Origin of the sequence: Fusibacter tunisiensis (genome assembly GCF_016908355.1) — a bacterium.
Lineage (GTDB): Bacteria > Bacillota > Clostridia > Peptostreptococcales > Acidaminobacteraceae > Fusibacter_D > Fusibacter_D tunisiensis.
Genome location: NZ_JAFBDT010000003.1, coordinates 160,313 through 178,152 on the forward strand (window position 1 = coordinate 160,313; position 17,840 = coordinate 178,152).

The 17,840-nt window shown below is 37.5% G+C and carries 19 protein-coding genes; 10 read left to right on the forward strand and 9 right to left on the reverse strand.

The annotated features are described in order from the left end of the window. The first annotated feature begins 20 nt into the window (after positions 1–20). A complete protein-coding gene (locus tag JOC49_RS03410; protein WP_204662335.1) occupies positions 21–1,250 on the forward strand; it encodes a serpin family protein in 1,230 nt (409 codons plus the stop codon). A 34-nt stretch (positions 1,251–1,284) separates the two neighbouring features. Here JOC49_RS03410 and JOC49_RS03415 read toward each other — a convergent pair whose 3' ends face one another. Next, positions 1,285–1,518 (reverse strand): helix-turn-helix domain-containing protein, encoded by a 234-nt coding sequence (locus JOC49_RS03415; RefSeq protein WP_204662337.1) that lies wholly within the window; start codon positions 1,516–1,518, stop codon positions 1,285–1,287. Between the two features lie 10 nt (positions 1,519–1,528). Next, positions 1,529–2,011 carry a DUF2975 domain-containing protein gene (locus JOC49_RS03420; protein ID WP_204662339.1) on the reverse strand — a complete coding sequence of 161 codons (483 nt, stop codon included), beginning with the start codon at positions 2,009–2,011 and terminating at the stop codon, positions 1,529–1,531. A 123-nt stretch (positions 2,012–2,134) separates the two neighbouring features. Between JOC49_RS03420 and JOC49_RS03425 the strand changes: the two genes are divergently transcribed. From JOC49_RS03425 to JOC49_RS03440, 4 genes are all read left to right on the forward strand, one after another. Beyond that, positions 2,135–3,238 (forward strand): aspartate-alanine antiporter-like transporter, encoded by a 1,104-nt coding sequence (locus tag JOC49_RS03425; protein ID WP_204662341.1) that lies wholly within the window; start codon positions 2,135–2,137, stop codon positions 3,236–3,238. A 23-nt stretch (positions 3,239–3,261) separates the two neighbouring features. After that, positions 3,262–4,377: an NADH-dependent flavin oxidoreductase gene (locus JOC49_RS03430; RefSeq protein WP_204662344.1), complete on the forward strand. Its 1,116-nt coding sequence runs from the start codon at positions 3,262–3,264 to the stop codon at positions 4,375–4,377. 1 nt (position 4,378) lies between these two features. Then, entirely contained in the window at positions 4,379–5,305 is a 927-nt protein-coding gene (locus JOC49_RS03435; RefSeq protein WP_243423567.1) for a radical SAM protein, read from the forward strand. Positions 5,306–5,443: 138 nt separating this feature from the next. Further along, complete coding sequence (locus tag JOC49_RS03440; RefSeq protein WP_204662349.1) at positions 5,444–6,103, forward strand: peroxiredoxin; 660 nt, start codon at positions 5,444–5,446, stop codon at positions 6,101–6,103. A gap of 50 nt (positions 6,104–6,153) precedes the next feature. Here JOC49_RS03440 and JOC49_RS03445 read toward each other — a convergent pair whose 3' ends face one another. Further along, entirely contained in the window at positions 6,154–6,585 is a 432-nt protein-coding gene (locus JOC49_RS03445) for a zinc ribbon domain-containing protein (protein WP_204662351.1), read from the reverse strand. 354 nt (positions 6,586–6,939) lie between these two features. Here JOC49_RS03445 and JOC49_RS03450 point away from each other — a divergent pair, with 354 nt between their 5' ends. Next, entirely contained in the window at positions 6,940–9,906 is a 2,967-nt protein-coding gene (locus JOC49_RS03450) for a ligand-binding sensor domain-containing protein (RefSeq protein WP_204662359.1), read from the forward strand. 38 nt (positions 9,907–9,944) lie between these two features. Here JOC49_RS03450 and JOC49_RS03455 read toward each other — a convergent pair whose 3' ends face one another. The 5 genes from JOC49_RS03455 to JOC49_RS03470 are packed head-to-tail and all read right to left on the reverse strand — an operon-like array spanning position 9,945 to position 12,309. Then, complete coding sequence (locus tag JOC49_RS03455; RefSeq protein ID WP_204662453.1) at positions 9,945–10,412, reverse strand: methyl-accepting chemotaxis protein; 468 nt, start codon at positions 10,410–10,412, stop codon at positions 9,945–9,947. A 5-nt stretch (positions 10,413–10,417) separates the two neighbouring features. Further along, entirely contained in the window at positions 10,418–10,627 is a 210-nt protein-coding gene (locus JOC49_RS03460; protein WP_204662361.1) for a hypothetical protein, read from the reverse strand. A gap of 22 nt (positions 10,628–10,649) precedes the next feature. After that, the gene (locus JOC49_RS03465; protein ID WP_204662363.1) at positions 10,650–11,057 is read right to left on the reverse strand and encodes a LytR/AlgR family response regulator transcription factor; all 408 of its coding nucleotides are present in this window, start codon (positions 11,055–11,057) and stop codon (positions 10,650–10,652) included. Then, the gene (locus JOC49_RS13490; RefSeq protein ID WP_423875175.1) at positions 11,054–11,461 is read right to left on the reverse strand and encodes a sensor histidine kinase; all 408 of its coding nucleotides are present in this window, start codon (positions 11,459–11,461) and stop codon (positions 11,054–11,056) included. Before JOC49_RS13490 ends, JOC49_RS03465 begins: the two co-directional genes overlap by 4 nt. Beyond that, entirely contained in the window at positions 11,389–12,309 is a 921-nt protein-coding gene (locus JOC49_RS03470) for a LytS/YhcK type 5TM receptor domain-containing protein (RefSeq protein ID WP_204662365.1), read from the reverse strand. The genes JOC49_RS13490 and JOC49_RS03470 overlap by 73 nt, the downstream gene beginning before the upstream one ends. A gap of 152 nt (positions 12,310–12,461) precedes the next feature. Here JOC49_RS03470 and JOC49_RS03475 point away from each other — a divergent pair, with 152 nt between their 5' ends. Further along, a complete protein-coding gene (locus JOC49_RS03475) occupies positions 12,462–14,138 on the forward strand; it encodes a SulP family inorganic anion transporter (RefSeq protein ID WP_204662455.1) in 1,677 nt (558 codons plus the stop codon). Here JOC49_RS03475 and JOC49_RS03480 read toward each other — a convergent pair. Further along, positions 14,081–15,412, reverse strand: coding sequence for a YjiH family protein (locus JOC49_RS03480; RefSeq protein WP_204662367.1), 1,332 nt, complete (start codon positions 15,410–15,412; stop codon positions 14,081–14,083). The two genes, JOC49_RS03475 and JOC49_RS03480, sit on opposite strands and share 58 nt — an antisense overlap. A gap of 155 nt (positions 15,413–15,567) precedes the next feature. On the opposite strand from JOC49_RS03480, the gene JOC49_RS03485 reads away from it, so the two are divergent. From JOC49_RS03485 to JOC49_RS03495, 3 genes are all read left to right on the forward strand, one after another. After that, positions 15,568–16,221, forward strand: coding sequence for a DUF47 domain-containing protein (locus JOC49_RS03485; protein WP_204662370.1), 654 nt, complete (start codon positions 15,568–15,570; stop codon positions 16,219–16,221). Between the two features lie 11 nt (positions 16,222–16,232). Continuing rightward, positions 16,233–17,231, forward strand: a complete 999-nt coding sequence (locus JOC49_RS03490; RefSeq protein ID WP_204662373.1) for an inorganic phosphate transporter — start codon at positions 16,233–16,235, stop codon at positions 17,229–17,231. An 82-nt stretch (positions 17,232–17,313) separates the two neighbouring features. Beyond that, positions 17,314–17,787, forward strand: coding sequence for a hypothetical protein (locus JOC49_RS03495; protein WP_204662375.1), 474 nt, complete (start codon positions 17,314–17,316; stop codon positions 17,785–17,787). Positions 17,788–17,840 lie beyond the last annotated feature (53 nt).

The window sequence follows — 17,840 nt, forward strand, 5'->3', positions numbered from 1 at the left end:
TTAAAGAGAGGTGACATGATATGCAATTAAAGAAAAGGATAGTCATTTTTTTGAGTTTGAGTCTGATTTTAACTGCATGCAAGGGGACAGATGTCAATTTGAGTCAAACACAAGTAGTGTCTCAATCGGTTTTTAAAAATAGCAGTCAAGTTGAGGCAGAATTTTTTGAACATTATAAAGCGGATAAGACAGCAAATTGGATTCTAGGATTAGAAGTGCTGAAACTATTGGATCAACAAGAAAACGTGCTTATTTCCCCTGTAAGCTTATCCATTGCACTTGCTATGCTACAAAATGGTGCTTCAGGTGTAACGCAAGAAGAAATTCTGAATATTCTTCACAGATCCGATTCAGCTATGGTGAATCAGTATTATAATACGCTTTCATCAATTTTTGAAGAGGTCGAATCTCTTGAAGTTGGCAATAGCCTATGGATTAAGGAGGGTATTGAGCCTAAGATTGATTTTGTTGATCAGTTAAAGGCAAATTTTGATGCAGAAGTTCATGTTGCTAATTTTAACGATGTTGCAACACTTGAGGCTATTAATCAGTGGATTGAAAGAGAAACAAAGGGCATGCTGAAAGATACGCTTGGTGAAATTGATGCCCGAGACATTGCTTTTCTAATAAATACAATTTATTTAAAGGGTGAATGGGAATACCCTTTTGAAGCAAACGCTACTAAAGAAAGTCTGTTTACGCTGTTTGATGGGCGTCAAATCGATGTTGAAATGATGCACATGCGAGAAAATCTTAATTATGCAGAAACGGAGTGGGCACAGATTGCAGAATTTCCATATACCAATGGTTTAACCATGCGGGTAATTCTGCCCAAGACGGATGTAGAATCTGCACTAGCAGCGGTTGATTTAAACTTAGTTCCATACAAATTAGAAGATTTGAATGTGTCCATGCCAAAGTTTGAGTATGAAGTAAAAAACGCATTGACTGAGGTTTTAAAGGAAATGGGAATGGTCCAAGCATTTGATCCTTATGGTGCTGAGTTTCAGTCTATGATTGATTTGAGGGACGAAAATGTTTATATAGGGAATATTTTTCAACATACTAAAATCATCAATGATGAAAAAGGTACAGAAGCTGCAGCGGCAACAGTTGTTGAAATTGAAGCGACGAGTGCTGAATTTGAGGAACAACCGATTAACTTTCATATGAATAAACCTTTTATTTATGTAATTGAAGAAAATGTTTCAGGCGTTCCTATGTTCATGGGAATCGTGTATAAACCCTAAACTTACCAAATCGGCAATGGGGACGGAGGAAAAGTCATTTTTCCTCCGTCCCCATTGCCGATTTGGTAATTTCATATTCCAGTATATCCCCTGGTTGACACTCCAGGGCTTTGCAAATGGCTTCCAAAGTTGAAAAACGAATGGCTTTGGCTTTGCCATTTTTTAGTATGGAGAGATTGGACATGGTAATGCCCACTTTTTCAGTTAGCTCAGTGACACTCATTTTACGTTTGGCGAGCATGACATCCAGATTAACGATAATTGGCATAAGCCCTCCTTTAAATGGTTAACTCATTTTCGGATTTGTAGTTAATGGCTTCTTCTAACAAGGATTGTAAAATTGCAGCAAAAAAACCAATAACAAGTGGCGAAAAAATCATTACAATCCCAACAAGGATAATTCCAGGGGCATCATCAAAAGCCCCTAATATATAGAAAAACGGAAGCATAATAAGATAGAGAAGACTAATCCCATAAGCCGAAATTTTTATTTTTTTAAGTGCAATTACAGATAAGGACGAAAAGGCTATACGGTCTTGAATATAGGTGAGTAGTTTATTTGATTGGATGAGTGCGTAGTAAAAAGGAACAGAGGTGCTGTATAGAATTAAAAGAACACCATATATTTGAAGGGAATATTCAGGATGATAATTAAGGATTTCACGTGCAAGACTTGGTATTCCCAAAACTGCTAAAATAGAGACCAGTGTACCTAAGATTAGAAGGACAAACCTGAGAAAAAGAATCGTTTTAGTTTGCATAGTGAACCTCGTTTCAATTTAGTAGTTACATAGTATCATATCATTTATCGATTATCAATAAATAGAATTTGAAAATTATGCTTAAAGTGCTAAAATGAGATGAGTACATTTCAAGGGGGTAAAATGGAACTGATTGCACTGTCAATTATTATTGGTATATGTCTTGGAAAAATTACATTTAAAGGCATTAAACTGGGAAATTCGGCGGTTTTATTTGTTGGTCTTAGCCTTAGTTATTTATTGGGAATGCTCGGGCAACAAACAGTGACGATTTCAAATGATTTGTTTGATTTGAGCCTCATTGCTTTTATAAGCGCTGTGGGATTAATGGCTTCGCGAAGTATAAAACCCATCATTCGAACCTATGGTCTAAAATTCATAGTACAAGCATTTATTATAACAGGTGCAGGTGCATTAACCACTTATATCTTTTTATATTTTTCAATGGGCATGGAAGGCGAAATCATAGGGTCATATGTAGGTGCGCTCACAAGTTCTCCAGGATTGGCTGCAGCTCTTGAAATTGGTGGTCAAAGCGGGAAAAACTTGGATGCAGCAATTGGACTTGGGTATGCAATTGCATACGTTCCAGGCGTCCTAATGGTCGTCTTGTTTGTTCAAATTATTGCTAGACGTTCTGATTTTGAGATGAATTCCGTCATCAGTAAGGCTTATCACTCCGTCGAGCTAGAAAAGAAGAGCCCGTCATTTAATATCTTACTCTATATTTTTGTAATTTTATTGGGCTTAATGATTGGTGGCATAACAGTGCCTTTGCCAGCTGGGAACTCATTTACACTGGGGATAACAGGTGGAACGTTATTGAGTGCACTAATTTTAGGCGGCTTAAATGAACGCTTTATTTTTTCTGATTCGGTATTAAAAGTGATTCGTGATTTAGGGCTCAATGGATTTTTGGCAATTGTTGGGTTGAAATATGGCTATCACGCAATAGAAGCTGTTGGAACTGTAGGGTTAAAACTTTTGGGTATAGGAATTGTAACAGGTTTGGCAAGTATTATAATGGGGTATTTGGTGGGTAAATATTTACTAAAACTCCCGGTCCCCATTTTAATTGGAAGCCTTTGTGGTGGTATGACCAGCACGCCAGGATTGGCAGCGGCAATTGATTCATTTGAAAGCAGTCAAGTGGCAGCAGGGTATGGGGCCGCTTATCCATTTGCTCTAATTAATATGATTTTAATGACGCAATTTTTGCTGAATTAACACGTTAAAAAGAAAGGATTTATATGAGAAAAGAATTGTTTGCACCTTATCAATTGAATACACACGTGACCCTTAGAAACAGGTTTGTAATGGCACCAATGACCACATGGAGTGGCAACTTGGATGGCAGTATATCAGAAGCAGAACTGACATATTATCTGGAAAGAAGCCACGGTGTTGGGATGGTCATAACGGCAACCACATTTATGGAAACTTATGGGAAAGGTTTTGATAGACAATTTTATGGGGGAACAGACGCGATGATCCCGTCATTGAAATCTCTTTCTGAAGCCATTAAGTCGGGTGGTGCAAAAGCTATACTTCAGGTATTTCATGCAGGACGGAAAGGTAATCCAAGTGATATGCCAGATGGTTTAACCAGGAGTGCTTCAGATGTACCGGCAAAACGGGAGGCTAACAACACACCAAAGGCAATGACACAAGCTGAGATTGAAAATACCTTTTCAGAATTTAAAAACATTGTAAAACGGGCTTTTAAAGCAGGATTTGACGGAATTGAAATTCATGGGGCCAACACCTACTTAATTCAGCAATTTTTTTCACCACATTCAAATAGGCGACAAGACAAATGGGGCGGTTCATTAGAAAATCGGCTTAAATTTCCGATGGCTGTGGTTAATGCATGTATAGAGGCTCGTGAAGAAATTGATTCAGATGATTTTATAATTGGCTATCGTTTTTCCCCAGAAGAAAATTCCGAACCGGGTATTTCAATTGATGAAACTGAAAAATTGGTTGATGCGCTTTGTAAAACAAAACTTGACTATTTGCATATTTCTTTAGGCCAGTTCGACCAGACATCCATTAGAAACCAATCTGAGGATGTTCCGGTTCTAAAGAAAATTGCTTCAGTGATTCAGGGGAGAAAACCATTTATAGGCGTAGGCAGTGTATATAGCCTTGAAAACGCATTTGAAACCCTTGAATTAGGGGCCGACTTGGTTGCTTTAGGTCGGCAACTGATTATAGATTCAAAGACGATTGAAAAGTGGGGTCAAGGACAAATGGCCGAAAGATATTATACGGATAATCATCATGAGGCGCAGTCTATCCCCAAAGGGCTCCATGAAAAAATCTTAAGTATTCCAGAGTGGTTTCCAAAAAAAGGAGATGATTGAAATGCAACCTGATTTTATATACGGTCCAGTGCCCTCAAGACGACTTGGAATTTCTCTGGGCGTTAGTCCCATTCCTAAAAAAACATGTAATTATGCATGCGTTTATTGTCAATTGGGCAGAACCAATCCAATGACCAATACGCGAAAGATGTTCTTTAAGGTGCAAGAGATTTTAAATGAGTTTGATTACGTTTTGAGTAAAGACATTCATTTTGATGTGGTTACAATTGTTGGAGAAGGCGAACCAACCCTATATTTAGGATTAGACCAGTTGATTCGAGGCATCAAGTCAAGAACAGATAAACCTGTTGCCGTAATCACAAATGGGGCACTTCTTTATGAGGACTCAGTAAAAGAAGCCCTAATGGAAGCTGATATTGTCCTTCCTTCATTTGACGCACCAGATGAAACCCTGTTCAAACAAATTAATAGACCACATGGTGACCTGAAGTATCATCGTGTTTTAGAGGGCTTAAGTGAGTTTTCTAAACAATTTAAGGGTGAGTTGTGGATTGAAATTATGTTTGTAAAAGGGATGAACGATACAGACGAAGCACTTGAAGCTTTTAAGAAACAATTGGGAAAAATACAGTATAATAGACTTTATATTAACACACCCGTTAGACCGCCTTGTGAAGAAACTGCCGTAGCGGTATCAATGGAAAGAATAGAGGAAATTAGCCAAAAACTTGGAGGTCTATCTATTGATTTCCTGGTATCAGAAGGGTTCTCAAGCAACATTGAAGACGATTTATTGGCCATAAAGAGTATTATTAAAAGGCATCCTATGAATCAATACGAAATTCAAAGTTTTCTGGACCATCGAAATTGTAAAGAAGCCTACAAAGTCATAAAAGACCTTAAAGCGTCTAAAGATGTAAAAATAAAGAGTTATAGAGGGTATGATACGTATCAGATCAAAGTATAAGTTATTTAGATTACAGTCCATCAAATTTGGGCTGTAATTTTTTTTTGAAAACACTTGACAGAAAAATACACGAGTGTTATTATCATTTTGTACTCATTACAACTTAAAAATAAAAACATATTATTAGGAGGCAAAATTATGGAACACTCAAAACTACCTTTACTTGGAGATGCTTTTCCGTCAATGGAAGTAAAAACAACACATGGTACACTTAAACTCCCTGAAGATTTGAAAGGCAAATGGTTTGTACTTTTTAGTCATCCAGGAGATTTTACACCGGTTTGTACAACAGAATTTATTTCATTTGCAAAGCGAAATGATGACTTTAAAAAATTAAATGCTGAACTAATTGGCCTTTCTGTGGATCAAGTGTTTTCACATATAAAATGGGTAGACTGGATTAATGAGAATACCGATACAACAATTCCATTTCCAGTTATTGCAGATGAACTTGGACAAGTAGCGACAACACTTGGTATGCTCCATCCTGGGAAAGGTACAAATACAGTGAGAGCGGTATTTATTGTAGACCCTAAAGGCAACTTAAGACTTATGATGTACTACCCACAAGAAATTGGTAGAAGTGTGGATGAAGTGCTAAGAGCTCTAAATGCCCTTCAAGTTGCAGACAAACATGGTGTTGCGATGCCTGAAAACTATCCAAATAATTCTTGGCTTGGATCAGATGTAATTGTTCCGCCAGCATCAACTGAAGCTATGAAAGCAGAGCGTTTGGCAGATGCAAAAGCAGGTAAAATTATATGTAAAGATTGGTGGTTATGTCATAAATCACTTTAAAAAATTAGGCCCATATTGGCATCTAATCAGATGTCAATATGGGCCTTTATTTATAGTGATTTTCCACAAGATTTACAAAATTTTGAATCTTCATCATTTAGAGTCGTGCAATTTTGACATCTGATTTTAATGCTTTCCTTTTTAGTGTTGAGCGTTGTTTCATCCAAAGCATCTTGTACCATACTGCCGGCCATTGACGTCCATGGACGTAAATCTTCTCTTGCCTTTTCAGGATCAAGGACCAGTCCAGATCCTGCAGTGCCCCTCGCTGCAAGGATGCGCATAAAATTACCACCAGCGATCATGAGAATGCCTACAAAAGGTCGAATCATAAAACCAAACGGATTGCCGGTGTTGAAGAAAGAATTCGGGTTAAGAAATACTAAAAAGGTGGAGAGGAATAGGAGCATACCAATTCCTGTTAGTATTACGCCAGCCATATAGAGTGTTTTGCGTTCTGATGAAATTTGTTTTTTTGACATGTGTGAGACCTCCTTTTGTTTATTTTATCACAAATAATCTGTGGCATACTATCTATAAAAGAGAAAAGAGACAAGCAAGCAGAGGGTCGATATCAAAGAAATCAACTTATGACCAAATTGCCTCAAAAAGAAAAAAGTCGGATTTTAGAATTAGAGACTAAGATTTATAACGCTATTGGGAAATAAAGTTGAAAATAGCATCAACAGTAATAGACTGCTGAACCTCATGGCTAATGTCACCTATGTCCATGAGAATATTATGGTTTAATGATACCAAATACTTCCTAAAATGAAACAAATGATGTAAAATATTAAATAAATGTCGTAAACACTTTAAAGTGATTGGAGATCAGCATGATTAAAAAAACAGCTGTATTACTTTTGGGAATTATAGTCTTATTCAGTGGCATTGCGCATTCTGCCTTTGGAGAGGCAGATGAAGTGCCGTTTGACCGTGTGAGATTTGAAAATATAGGAAGAGATCAGGGCCTTTTGAATTTGTCTGTTTCAAGTGTTATACAAGATAAGCAAGGCTTTATTTGGTTTGCAACTCAAGGTGGCTTGTTTCGGTATAACGGCAAAGACACCGCTGCCTACAGAAACAACCCTTTTGAATCGGATGGTTTAATCCATAATTTGATTCAAACCATGTTTTATGATGAAGAGAAACACCATTTGTGGCTTGGAACTTATCAAGGTGTTTCCATGCTAGACTTAAATACCAACACCTTTACCAATTATTCAGTAGAAGAGAGTAATCTTTCCAATAATGTTGCAGTTGCCATAGCAAAAGATAAAGATGACCGCATTTGGGTTGGAACATTGGATGGATTGAATCGATTGGATCAAGCAAGTGGTTCATTTGTTCAATATTCAGTTAAAGGAAAAGTGGTTAGAAGTTTGTTCTTGGATTCTCAGGATAGACTTTTGGTCGGGACCTATGAAGGCTTGTGCACCTATAATTTAGAACAGGATACTTTAGAATCAGTTGCAATAGATTATCCATCACCTTATGTGATGGTGGTACGAGAATTTGAGCCTGGTGTGTTGACCCTTGGGCTTTGGGATGGCGGGATTCTAGAATTAGATATGTCATTTAACCGCCTTTCTCACACAGAGTTTTTAGACAATCGTGTCTATGCGGTTGAAAAAACAGAAGATGGCACCTTATGGGTCGGTACTTGGGGTGGAGGATTATTTGCAAAGCGTGGACCGAAAATCCACAATTACACGACAACTGACACGGACGATGGGATAGGGCATCCAATTATATACGCTTTAACGGAAGATGCTACTGGAATTTTATGGGTTGGGACTAATGGGAGTGGCGCTTACTTCGCGAATCCTCAAGGCCAAAATTATTTGGCATTTTCACATGATATGACTGATCCCGATTCTTTGGATGAAGGGAAAATAAATACAATCTATCGAGATTCACAGGACAGATTGTGGATTGCTGTTTACAATCAAGGGTTAAACCGATATGAGAACACATTAGATAAGATGGTCAAGTACAAAGCAGAAAATGAGACAACCCTAAAAATGGGGAACAATCAAGTGATGGATATTATTGAGTATCAAGGTCGTCTTCTAATCGCTTCTGGTGCAGGTGTTGAGCAGTATCGTGAGGCTGTTGATGGTTTTGAGAGGTTGCCTATATTGCCTGAAAACACCATTACTTATGCCTTAGAGGTAGACCGTGACAATCATTTATGGGTGGGCACTTATTTAGATGGTATATATGAATTTGATGCAGACTACCAGTTGATCAATCATTTTCATGTTAAAAGTACACCTTTAGCCATATCGGACAATCTTGTATATGATATTGTGTGTGATCAGAAAGGCAATTTATGGATTGGAACCAATAATGGGCTTGATGTCTATTTAAAAGAAGAAAAAGAAATGTTGGCCTATCTTAAGAAAGATGGCGACACAACAAGTCTACCCAATAATACCATTCGAACGCTTCTGGAAACTGAGAGTGGTGAAATTTGGGTTGGTATGGTGGGCGGCGGTTTATCAAAATATTTACAGGATCAAAATATCTTTACAACATATACTGAATCAGAAGGCTTGTCGGACAATACCGTGATTAGCATAGAGGAATCTAATGAAGGCTTGATATGGATTGCAACCCATAATGGAATATCGGTTTTAGATCCGGATACAGACCATATTGTGAATCTCACTGCTTCAGATGGTATTGGTGGATACACGTTTTCAGGGGATGGATTTAAAGACTCCGATGGCAGCCTTTTCTTTGTGGGAACACATGGCGTAACCCACTTTCCGCCTGTGTCAAAGCTGTTGAATAGACCCTTGCCACCGGTTTATATAACCGATTTTAGGGTGATGCAAAAGCCTGTTTCAGACCATTTGGTTATTTACAATGATCTCACCTATACATTTGATTCAGAATCAAACTTTATGAGTTTTGAGTTCAATGCCATTGATTATGAGTATTTATCCCATACACAGTATCATTATAGACTGATTGGCGTAGATGCAGAGTGGGTTACAAGTGGTCAGCGGAATTACGTCTCTTATTCCAACTTAAGCCCAGGTGACTATATTTTCGAAGTTAGGGCTAAAACAATTCAAGGCCTATACACAGATCCAGTTCGAGTGTCATTTGTTATTTTAAAACCATGGCATCAAACGACTTTTGCATATGGTGTTTATGGACTAATCCTTATTTTTATTATTTTTAGTTTTGTGAAAATTCGAGAAAATCATTTGATTACAGAAAAGAATTCAGAACTGAACCTTTTAAATGATAAATTAGAAGTTGCGGTAAAAGATTTAGAAGAGGTTTCCATAAAAGATGGTTTGACGGGCATCTACAATAGGCGATATTTTAACACAGTTTTAGGCGAACAGTTTAATATAGCTAAGCGGAGCCGTTTGTCTATTTCAGTCCTAATGATTGATGTGGATGATTTCAAAGAAATTAATGATGCATATGGCCATGTTTTTGGAGATAAGTATTTAATTGCTTTTGCAAATGAAATAGAAAAGAGTTTAGTGAGAACCACTGATTTTTGTGCACGATTTGGTGGGGATGAATTTGCTGTTGTTTTGTACGATACTGATTTAAAAGGTACAGAGTCAGTTGCTCATACAATTAGACGAAATGTAGGAGACCTTAAAATTGAGCATCAAGGCGAGAACTATGAAATGACCTCAAAAGTCTGTATAGGAGGGTATACAATAATTCCAGATTATGAAATGAGTCTAGAGTTGCTTATTTCCACCGCAGATGATGCTTTATATGAAGCTAAGCGAAATGGGAAAAATCAAATTCTAATAAAATCATAAAAAACTGCCTGCACCGTAAATGGATGCAGGCAATTTTTTTACAATTGCTGAAGTGTAATTAAATGCTTCATCAGCTTTTCAGACTGTGTATTTAGTGTTTGAGAGGCAATTGATGTAGAAAGAACTGCTCTGTTTTGAGCCTCTATGGCATCTGTTGCTTTTTTTGTTTGCAGATGATTGTCTTCACTTTTCGCGGCCAAAACTTTAATTTTTTGATAGACAGCCAATCGACTCTCGTCAATTTTTTCGCTTACACGTCGAGATTCGTGGATGTTGGTTTTTACATCATCAAGTGAAGTGTTGATTTCTTCAGCGACAACTGAGAACCCTTTACCATACTCACCAGCCCGTGCCGCCTCAATTGAAGCATTTAAAGATAATAAATTGGTTCGTTTTGAAACTTCGGAGATTAAGAAACTAGCGTCTTCTATTAGATGAGAATCTTCTAAAATTTGATGCAAATTTTCTTGAACGTTTTTATTGGTTAAAGCGACAGTATCGTTTATGTCACTTAAGCGTTTTGGTTAAAATCTTCAAAATGTTTGTAATAAACTTCTTCAAAATTACTGAAAGCATAGTACTCTAATTTTTTGATGCCTAGATACTTGGCATTTCGACTGTTGAATTTAGCGCAAAAATCAAACTTAAATCCGTTTTTTTCAACGGCCTCCACCAAATCAAAATACCGCTTGTAGCCTGTCATCAATTGAGATTTATACATAGCGCACCCCCTTAATGTTATTTTACAAAAAATTAAAAAAGCAACTCGTATTTAAACGCGAGTTGCTCAATAATAGTCGTGAAAAGGGCTTTATGTTCTGGTCTGCCAGCATCTGTTTTTTACGTTGATGGACTTTGTCAAGTGCTTTCATAAGTCTTGTGTTGCTAATGGGTTTAAGAAGATAGTCCGTCGCATTGATTTCATAGGAATGTACAGCATATTCAGTATGGGCGGTTACAAATTTAATACCATTGTTTCCAGGCATTTGAATGTCCAAAAACACCAAATCCACGTGATTGTTTAAAATGAATTCTTCAGCAATATCGGGATCCATAAAAGTTGCGAGAATATGAACGTCTTCACAAAGTGACAATTGGAAAACAAGTTCTTCAATGGCCAGCTTTTCATCATCGACGATTACAACAGTCATATGTGTGCTCCTTTCGGTATTTTGAAAGTAACAGATGTTCCTTGACCTGGACTAGAATTAAAATCCAGCCCAGGATTGTTTTTATAAGTTGCCACAAGTCTTTTATGGGTTGTTTGAAGGCCAATGTGTTGTGATGTATCCTCGGCTGAATAAATGCTTTCAATAATTTTAGGGTCAATGCCAACGCCATCATCGGAGACTCTAAAATGATAGTGGTCAGATGAGGAGTGGATGTTAAGGTGGACTTTGCCACTTTTTTTATCTTTAAAGATGCCATGTTTAATTGCGTTTTCAATTAAAGGCTGAAGAATCAGCGGTGGTACTTTTAAACTTAAGTCTTCTGGGATGGTAAATTCAATTTCAAGGCGATTGCCGAACCGTGCTTTTTCAAGTATTGTAGAAATGACAGTTCCTGTTTGAAGCGCTTTTTTGTAACTTCTGAATGAATTAAATCCCCGCTTTCGTATCCAAGTATGTCTTTACCGGTATAGGCTAAAATACGATCTTTATCTGTTATGGCAACACCGTCTACATTGGAAATATCCTTAATGATCTTCACAACCTCGCTACTGCTTTCAGGGGAGAGCCCTCTTTTAAAATATTTGACTATATCCCTAGCAATTCTGAGGGCTTGTTCTGATCGAAAGGCACCTTGCATGTCGGTATTTTTAAGCATATTTTGATAGATAACAATCATAAGAGCAATACCTGCTGAGTTGGTTAAAATCATTGGCAAGGCAATCGTTTGAACCAAAATGAGAGCTTCAGAAAAAGGTCTTGCAATTAATAAAATGAGAACCATTTGCACCGTTTCCGTTAGTAGGCCAACACCAAATCCAAAGGCTATTTTATTTTTGCTTCGCATAAAGTAGATCGATAACAGGCCTGCAATAATCCCCTCAACAGTGGTTGAGATTCCGCAGGACAAGGCTGTAAATCCGCCAAGATCTATTAAGAATCTGTGTCCACCTGCGATTAAACCAGATAAACCACCCACAAGAGGCCCGCCTATGAGTCCCCCAACAACAACGCCAATAACGCGGTTATTTACAATAGCGCCCATATATGGAATTCCAGAATAAGTGCCAAGTATTCCCATGAATCCGAACACAATGGCGATTATATCTTGGTCTCTAAGGGTAAATTTTCGATTGTGGAGCAGCCTTAAAAACATTTTAGTTCCAGAAAAGATATAAATGACCAAAAATATTAAAGATACTTTTGTGGTTAAACCCCATAGTAAATCTGTCATAAGTGACGCCTCCAAATAAATATATGTTATTTTTTCACGTTGAGCATGTGCTGTGAATAGATTAAAAGAACTATGACTTGCAAAATCCATTTAATGGGCGTATTATGAGAATGTTTGAAATACCTAAAGAAAGAAGGAATTTTGTGTCTAAAATGCAACCAAAGATTATTTCAACACTGAAAGCCTATTCCAAAGATCAATTTTTTAAGGATTTAACGGCAGGTCTTATTGTAGCCATCATTGCATTGCCACTTTCCATTGCACTTGCAATTTCATCAGGGGTAACACCTGAAAAAGGCTTATACACTGCAATTATAGCTGGATTTTTTGTTTCTTTACTCGGTGGAAGTCGCGTTCAAATTGGCGGTCCAACAGGGGCCTTTATGGTTATTGTATATGGAATAGTGGCTGAATTTGGTGTTGCTGGACTTACGATTGCCACTATAATGGCAGGAATCATCATGGTCTTAATGGGGTTTCTTAAATTAGGGGCAGTTATTAAATATATTCCGCATCCTATAACAACTGGTTTTACAAGTGGGATTGCCTTGGTGATTTTTTCCTCACAAATAAAAGATTTTTTGGGTCTTAAAATAGGAGAGGTCCCAGCAGCGTTTATAGAAAAGTGGGCAGTTTATTTAAAAGGCATTGGAACCTTTGATCCAATGACATTGGCCGTTGGGGGATTGGCACTTGGCATCATTTTACTATGGCCGAAAGTTAATCGTAAAATTCCAGGCGCCTTAATTGCTTTGATTGTAACTTCAGCTCTTGTTAAAATTTTAAATTTGGACATTGCAACTATTGGATCAAAATTTGGAGAGATTTCCTCTGCACTACCTAAACTGACTGTTCCTGAATTTGACCTAGTTTATATTCAAATGTTACTGCCAGCAGCATTTACAATCGCCATACTTGGCTCTATCGAATCATTGCTGTCCGCAGTTGTTTCAGATGGTATGATTGGTGGGAAACACAGATCTAATATGGAACTTGTAGGTCAAGGCGTCGCCAACATCATGTCCGGACTTTTCGGGGGAATACCCGCAACTGGAGCCATTGCAAGAACTGTTGCTAATGTTAAAAATGGAGGACGAACACCTGTGGCGGGGATTGTTCATTCGATTGCTTTGTTGTTAATTTTAGTGGTTTTCATGCCACTTGCTAAAATGATTCCTTTAACTGCACTGGCTGCAATTTTAATTGTAGTTGCCTATAATATGAGTGAATGGCGAGAGTTTAAATCATTATTAAAATCGCCGAAAAGTGATGTTTTGGTCTTACTGATCACCTTCTTTTTAACAGTCCTAGTTGATTTGGTTGTTGCAATTGAAGTGGGTATGGTTCTCGCTGCATTTCTATTTATGAAGCGTATGAGTGAAGCGACTCAAGTTAACATAGAAGATTTTGACGCTTCGGAGGAAAAAGATGGCGTTCCTGTTGAAGTACACCGTTTCGATTCTGTGGACTTGATAAAAGTATATGAAATTAATGGACCATTTTTCTTTGGCGCAGCAGATAAATTTATTTCTGCACTTGGTGAATTGGGTGAAAAAACTGATATTCTGGTAATTAGAATGCGTCATGTCCCAATAATGGATGCAACTGCCCTCCATGGATTTAAGCGTATGATAGAAATTTGCCAACGTCAAAAAACAAAACTCATCATATCCGGCATCCAAGACCAGCCTTATAAAGTGCTTGAAAAAGCAGGTCTCATAGACGTAATTGGTGAAGATCATTTTTTCACCAGTGCTGTTGAAGCTGTTGACTATGCAAATAAAAGTGTTAAGGCCCATAAAAGCGGAATTGATAGTAGGGTCCTATAGAAGAAGATTTTTATGACATCCCATAGGGTGATGCCAATACTTGTTTTGACTAAAATCATTCCCGTTTCCGACAAAAAAACAAGTTGTGTAAATGACAAGGTACCAATGAAAAATCGAGCCTGTTCAGATGCAACGTCAACCATAAAAAGCGCAGGGAGATACATGTCAGCCAGACCAGCAATAGACGCGGGTGCCATGCTTGAAACCGAAGCGCTTGCAAACCCCATCCATGTATATAGATATTGAAACGGGAAGCTTAAAATTTCAAATAAAGGGGTGTTTTCTGCAAGGACAAGACCTAAGGTGCCAACTGTCATAATTACGGGAAGAAAGCCAACATAAGTATTTGTAACATTTAATAAGGATGCCTTTAATGCTGTTTTAAGAGATGCCTTTGAGGCTGCTTGAACGGCTACGTCAATGGCTTTTTTGACACTGCTTTTGGGCATAGAATCCTGATCTAGGTGTGTTTGAACACCTTGATAATATGTGTTTTTAAATTTTTTAAGTGGGCATCTGGCCGTAATGGCCGCGATAATTATGGTAATGATGGCGATACTGGCATAAAATTGTGGAAATATATGGGAAATCCCAAGTTCTTCAGCAACGGCTGTTGCAAAAGCGATTCCCACTATAGAAAAGTTTGTTGCAATAATATAAGCTTCTTTTTGTGTATAATAGCCGCGTTTGTATTGTTGGTCTGTAACAAGGATGCCTATGGTACCGTCACCAACAAAAGAAGCAATTGCATCAACAGCTGCATATCCCGGAACTTTAAAGATTTTTTTCATTGATTTTCCAAATAGACTGCCAATGAATTCAACGGCTCCAAAATGTGTGAGAAGCGGCATGGCCATTAAACCTACAAAAAAAGTCACATATAAAGTTGTTAATAGGCCTCCTTCACCAGCCATAACACCACCAGTGTTTGGGTCAATTAGAAGTTTAGACCACTTATAATCACCAAACCATTCATGGATCACCATTAAATAAAGAAAAGAGCCAGTTAGACGTAAGATAACATTAAGAGGACTTGCTTTAAAAACTTTGTTTAAGGTGGTGATGCGAGAAGTAAAGAAAATAAATATTAGTGTCATGGTTAATACGATCCAAGAGATAACCTCGGTGAATATAAGAAATTCATCGAGGTAATTTTTTGTAATGAAGGATAGAATATGTGCGATTGCAATACGATTTTCACCCATTATGTCAAAGGGGAATAGAAAGAAAAGAAATCCAAGTGTGGATAAAAATAAGGGCTTAAAGTACTTCATATAAACGGTCTCCTCTAATTTGATTTTTTAACACTTTTGAAAGTTTACCACAAAGAAACACAAGCATCAATAATTAATATGCAATAAAATCTATATTTATACAAAATGTAAAATTTAAATATTTGTGTTAAAATAAAAAAAAGGATGTGTGATATATGAAAGTATTTAAAGATCGGAATAAGGAATTGGAACAGGAAATCAATTTATATTTGGAAACTTTAAAGGGATCTGCTCTTGTTTTTCAGCAGGGCCTTTCCGCTTTTTTAGAGGATGAATACGAAGGTTTTGAGAACAAACTTGGCGAAATTATCAATCTTGAAAAAGAAGCGGATGGTCTTTTAAGAGCTTTGGTGCAGACTTTATATAAGTATAATTTAATGCCTGACTTAAGTGCGGATATCCTTGAATTGATGACGGCGTTGGACGAAATTAGTGATATTTCAAAGTCAGTTCTTTTGGACTTGAATGTGGAAAAATTTCAAGTTCTTGAGATGCTGAAACCTGATTTTATGCGCGTAGCGGATACTTCGAGTCAAACTGTGCATCACTTGCTAGGTGGCATCAGGGCTTTTTTTGAAAATCCAACAGAGATTGATGGTTACATTCATACAGTGAGAGCATTTGAGTCAGAAGTAGATCAAATGGAGTACGTTTTAAAACAGCGCATATTTGCACTAGATATACTGGATTTTGGACTCTGTGACAAAATGCATCTTCGGGACTTGGCCCATAAAATTGCGTCACTCTCTGACGAGTGTGAACGCATAGCGGATCTGCTCGCTGTTTTGAAATTTAAGCGCACCATATAAATGGAGGAAACATGGATTTAAGTGGTATTTTAGTAATTTCTGGACTTTTTATGGGATGGTCGTTGGGCGGAAATGATGCTGCCAATATATTTGGAACCGCTGTTGGGACGAAGATGATTCGATTTAGAACAGCAGCTGTTTTATGCAGTATTTTTGTTATATTAGGTGCAACTTTCAGTGGGGCCGGCGCATCAAAAACCTTGGAATCTCTAGGAAATATTCATTCCATACAAATGGCATTCATTATTTCAGGTGCAGCTGCAGGAACTGTGACTTTTATGTCAAAGCGGGGTCTTCCAGTCTCAACATCACAGTCTATAGTAGGCGGTATTATTGGGTTTAATATATTTGTAGGGAATGAAACCAATATTGATATTTTAATTAAAATTGCAGGCACTTGGATTGTAACCCCTCTTTTAGCGGCCTTATTTTCTGCGACACTTTATTGGGGGTTTAGAGTTAAGCTTGACCGTAGTAGACTTAATTTAATCCAAAGAGATAAGCGTACGCGCATGGGACTTGTTTTGGTAGGTGCTTTTGGTGCATACACTTTAGGCGCTAATAATATCGCCAATGTGGTGGGTGTTTTTGTTAAAACGGCACCTTTTGGTCTTAATCAACAGGCCTTATTTTTTATAGGAGGTGTTGCCATAGCAATAGGGGTTATGACCTATTCTAAACGCGTGATGCTTACAGTTGGAAAGTCAGTTTTTAAACTTTCTCCAGTAGGGGCGTTTATTGTGGTCCTTTCTTCTGCACTGGTTCTCTTTGTCTTTTCTTCAGAAGGACTTAATGGGATTCTCAGTACGTTAAATCTACCTCAAATTCCTTTAGTACCTGTTTCACAGTCTCAGGCTGTGGTGGGCGCAATTATGGGTATCGGTTTTGCGAAAGGTGGTCGAAACTTGAATTATCAAGTGCTCTATAAAATTGTACTTGGTTGGGTTTTAACGCCGACAGTATCTATTGGTGTTACTTGGATTTTATTATGGATCTCTTCACAAATGTGAAGAGATTTTAATTTTATCTGGGGGAACTTTTTTTGAAACACCGCCGTCTTACTTATGTAAATTAAATTTGAAGGAGATAGATATGAAGAAATTAGTAACATTGAGTGCTGTATTGGCAATTGGATTGAGCATGATGGCATGTGCCTCAGAAACTGGGAATGCAGTTGAAAACCCTGGATCAGATTTAAGTGTTGATGAAATAATTACTGAAATAACAGAAGATGCAGGTATTGAAACTGCTACGATGAACACGCCTTTAACAGAAGAAAATTTTTCGTGGTTTATGTTTGCAGACTATGTAGAAGGGACCGAAGCGGTTTCAGCTGATGCAATGATTAATGCTGTTGCACATTCTGTTGTTTTAGCAAGAGTGCCTGAAGATTCTGATGTGGAAGCACTTAAAGCTGAAATTGAAGAAAAAGCAGATCCTAGAAAATGGATTTGTGTTGAGGCTCAAAAGATTGAAGTGGTTGTGAGAGGAAACCTCATACTTTTGGTTATGAGTTCTGAAGAAGTTGTTGATGCAGTTGTTGCAAATTTTGAGGCTTTGGAATAAACAATGGTATTTTCAAGTCTTGTATTTATAAATTACTTCCTACCCATTTTAAT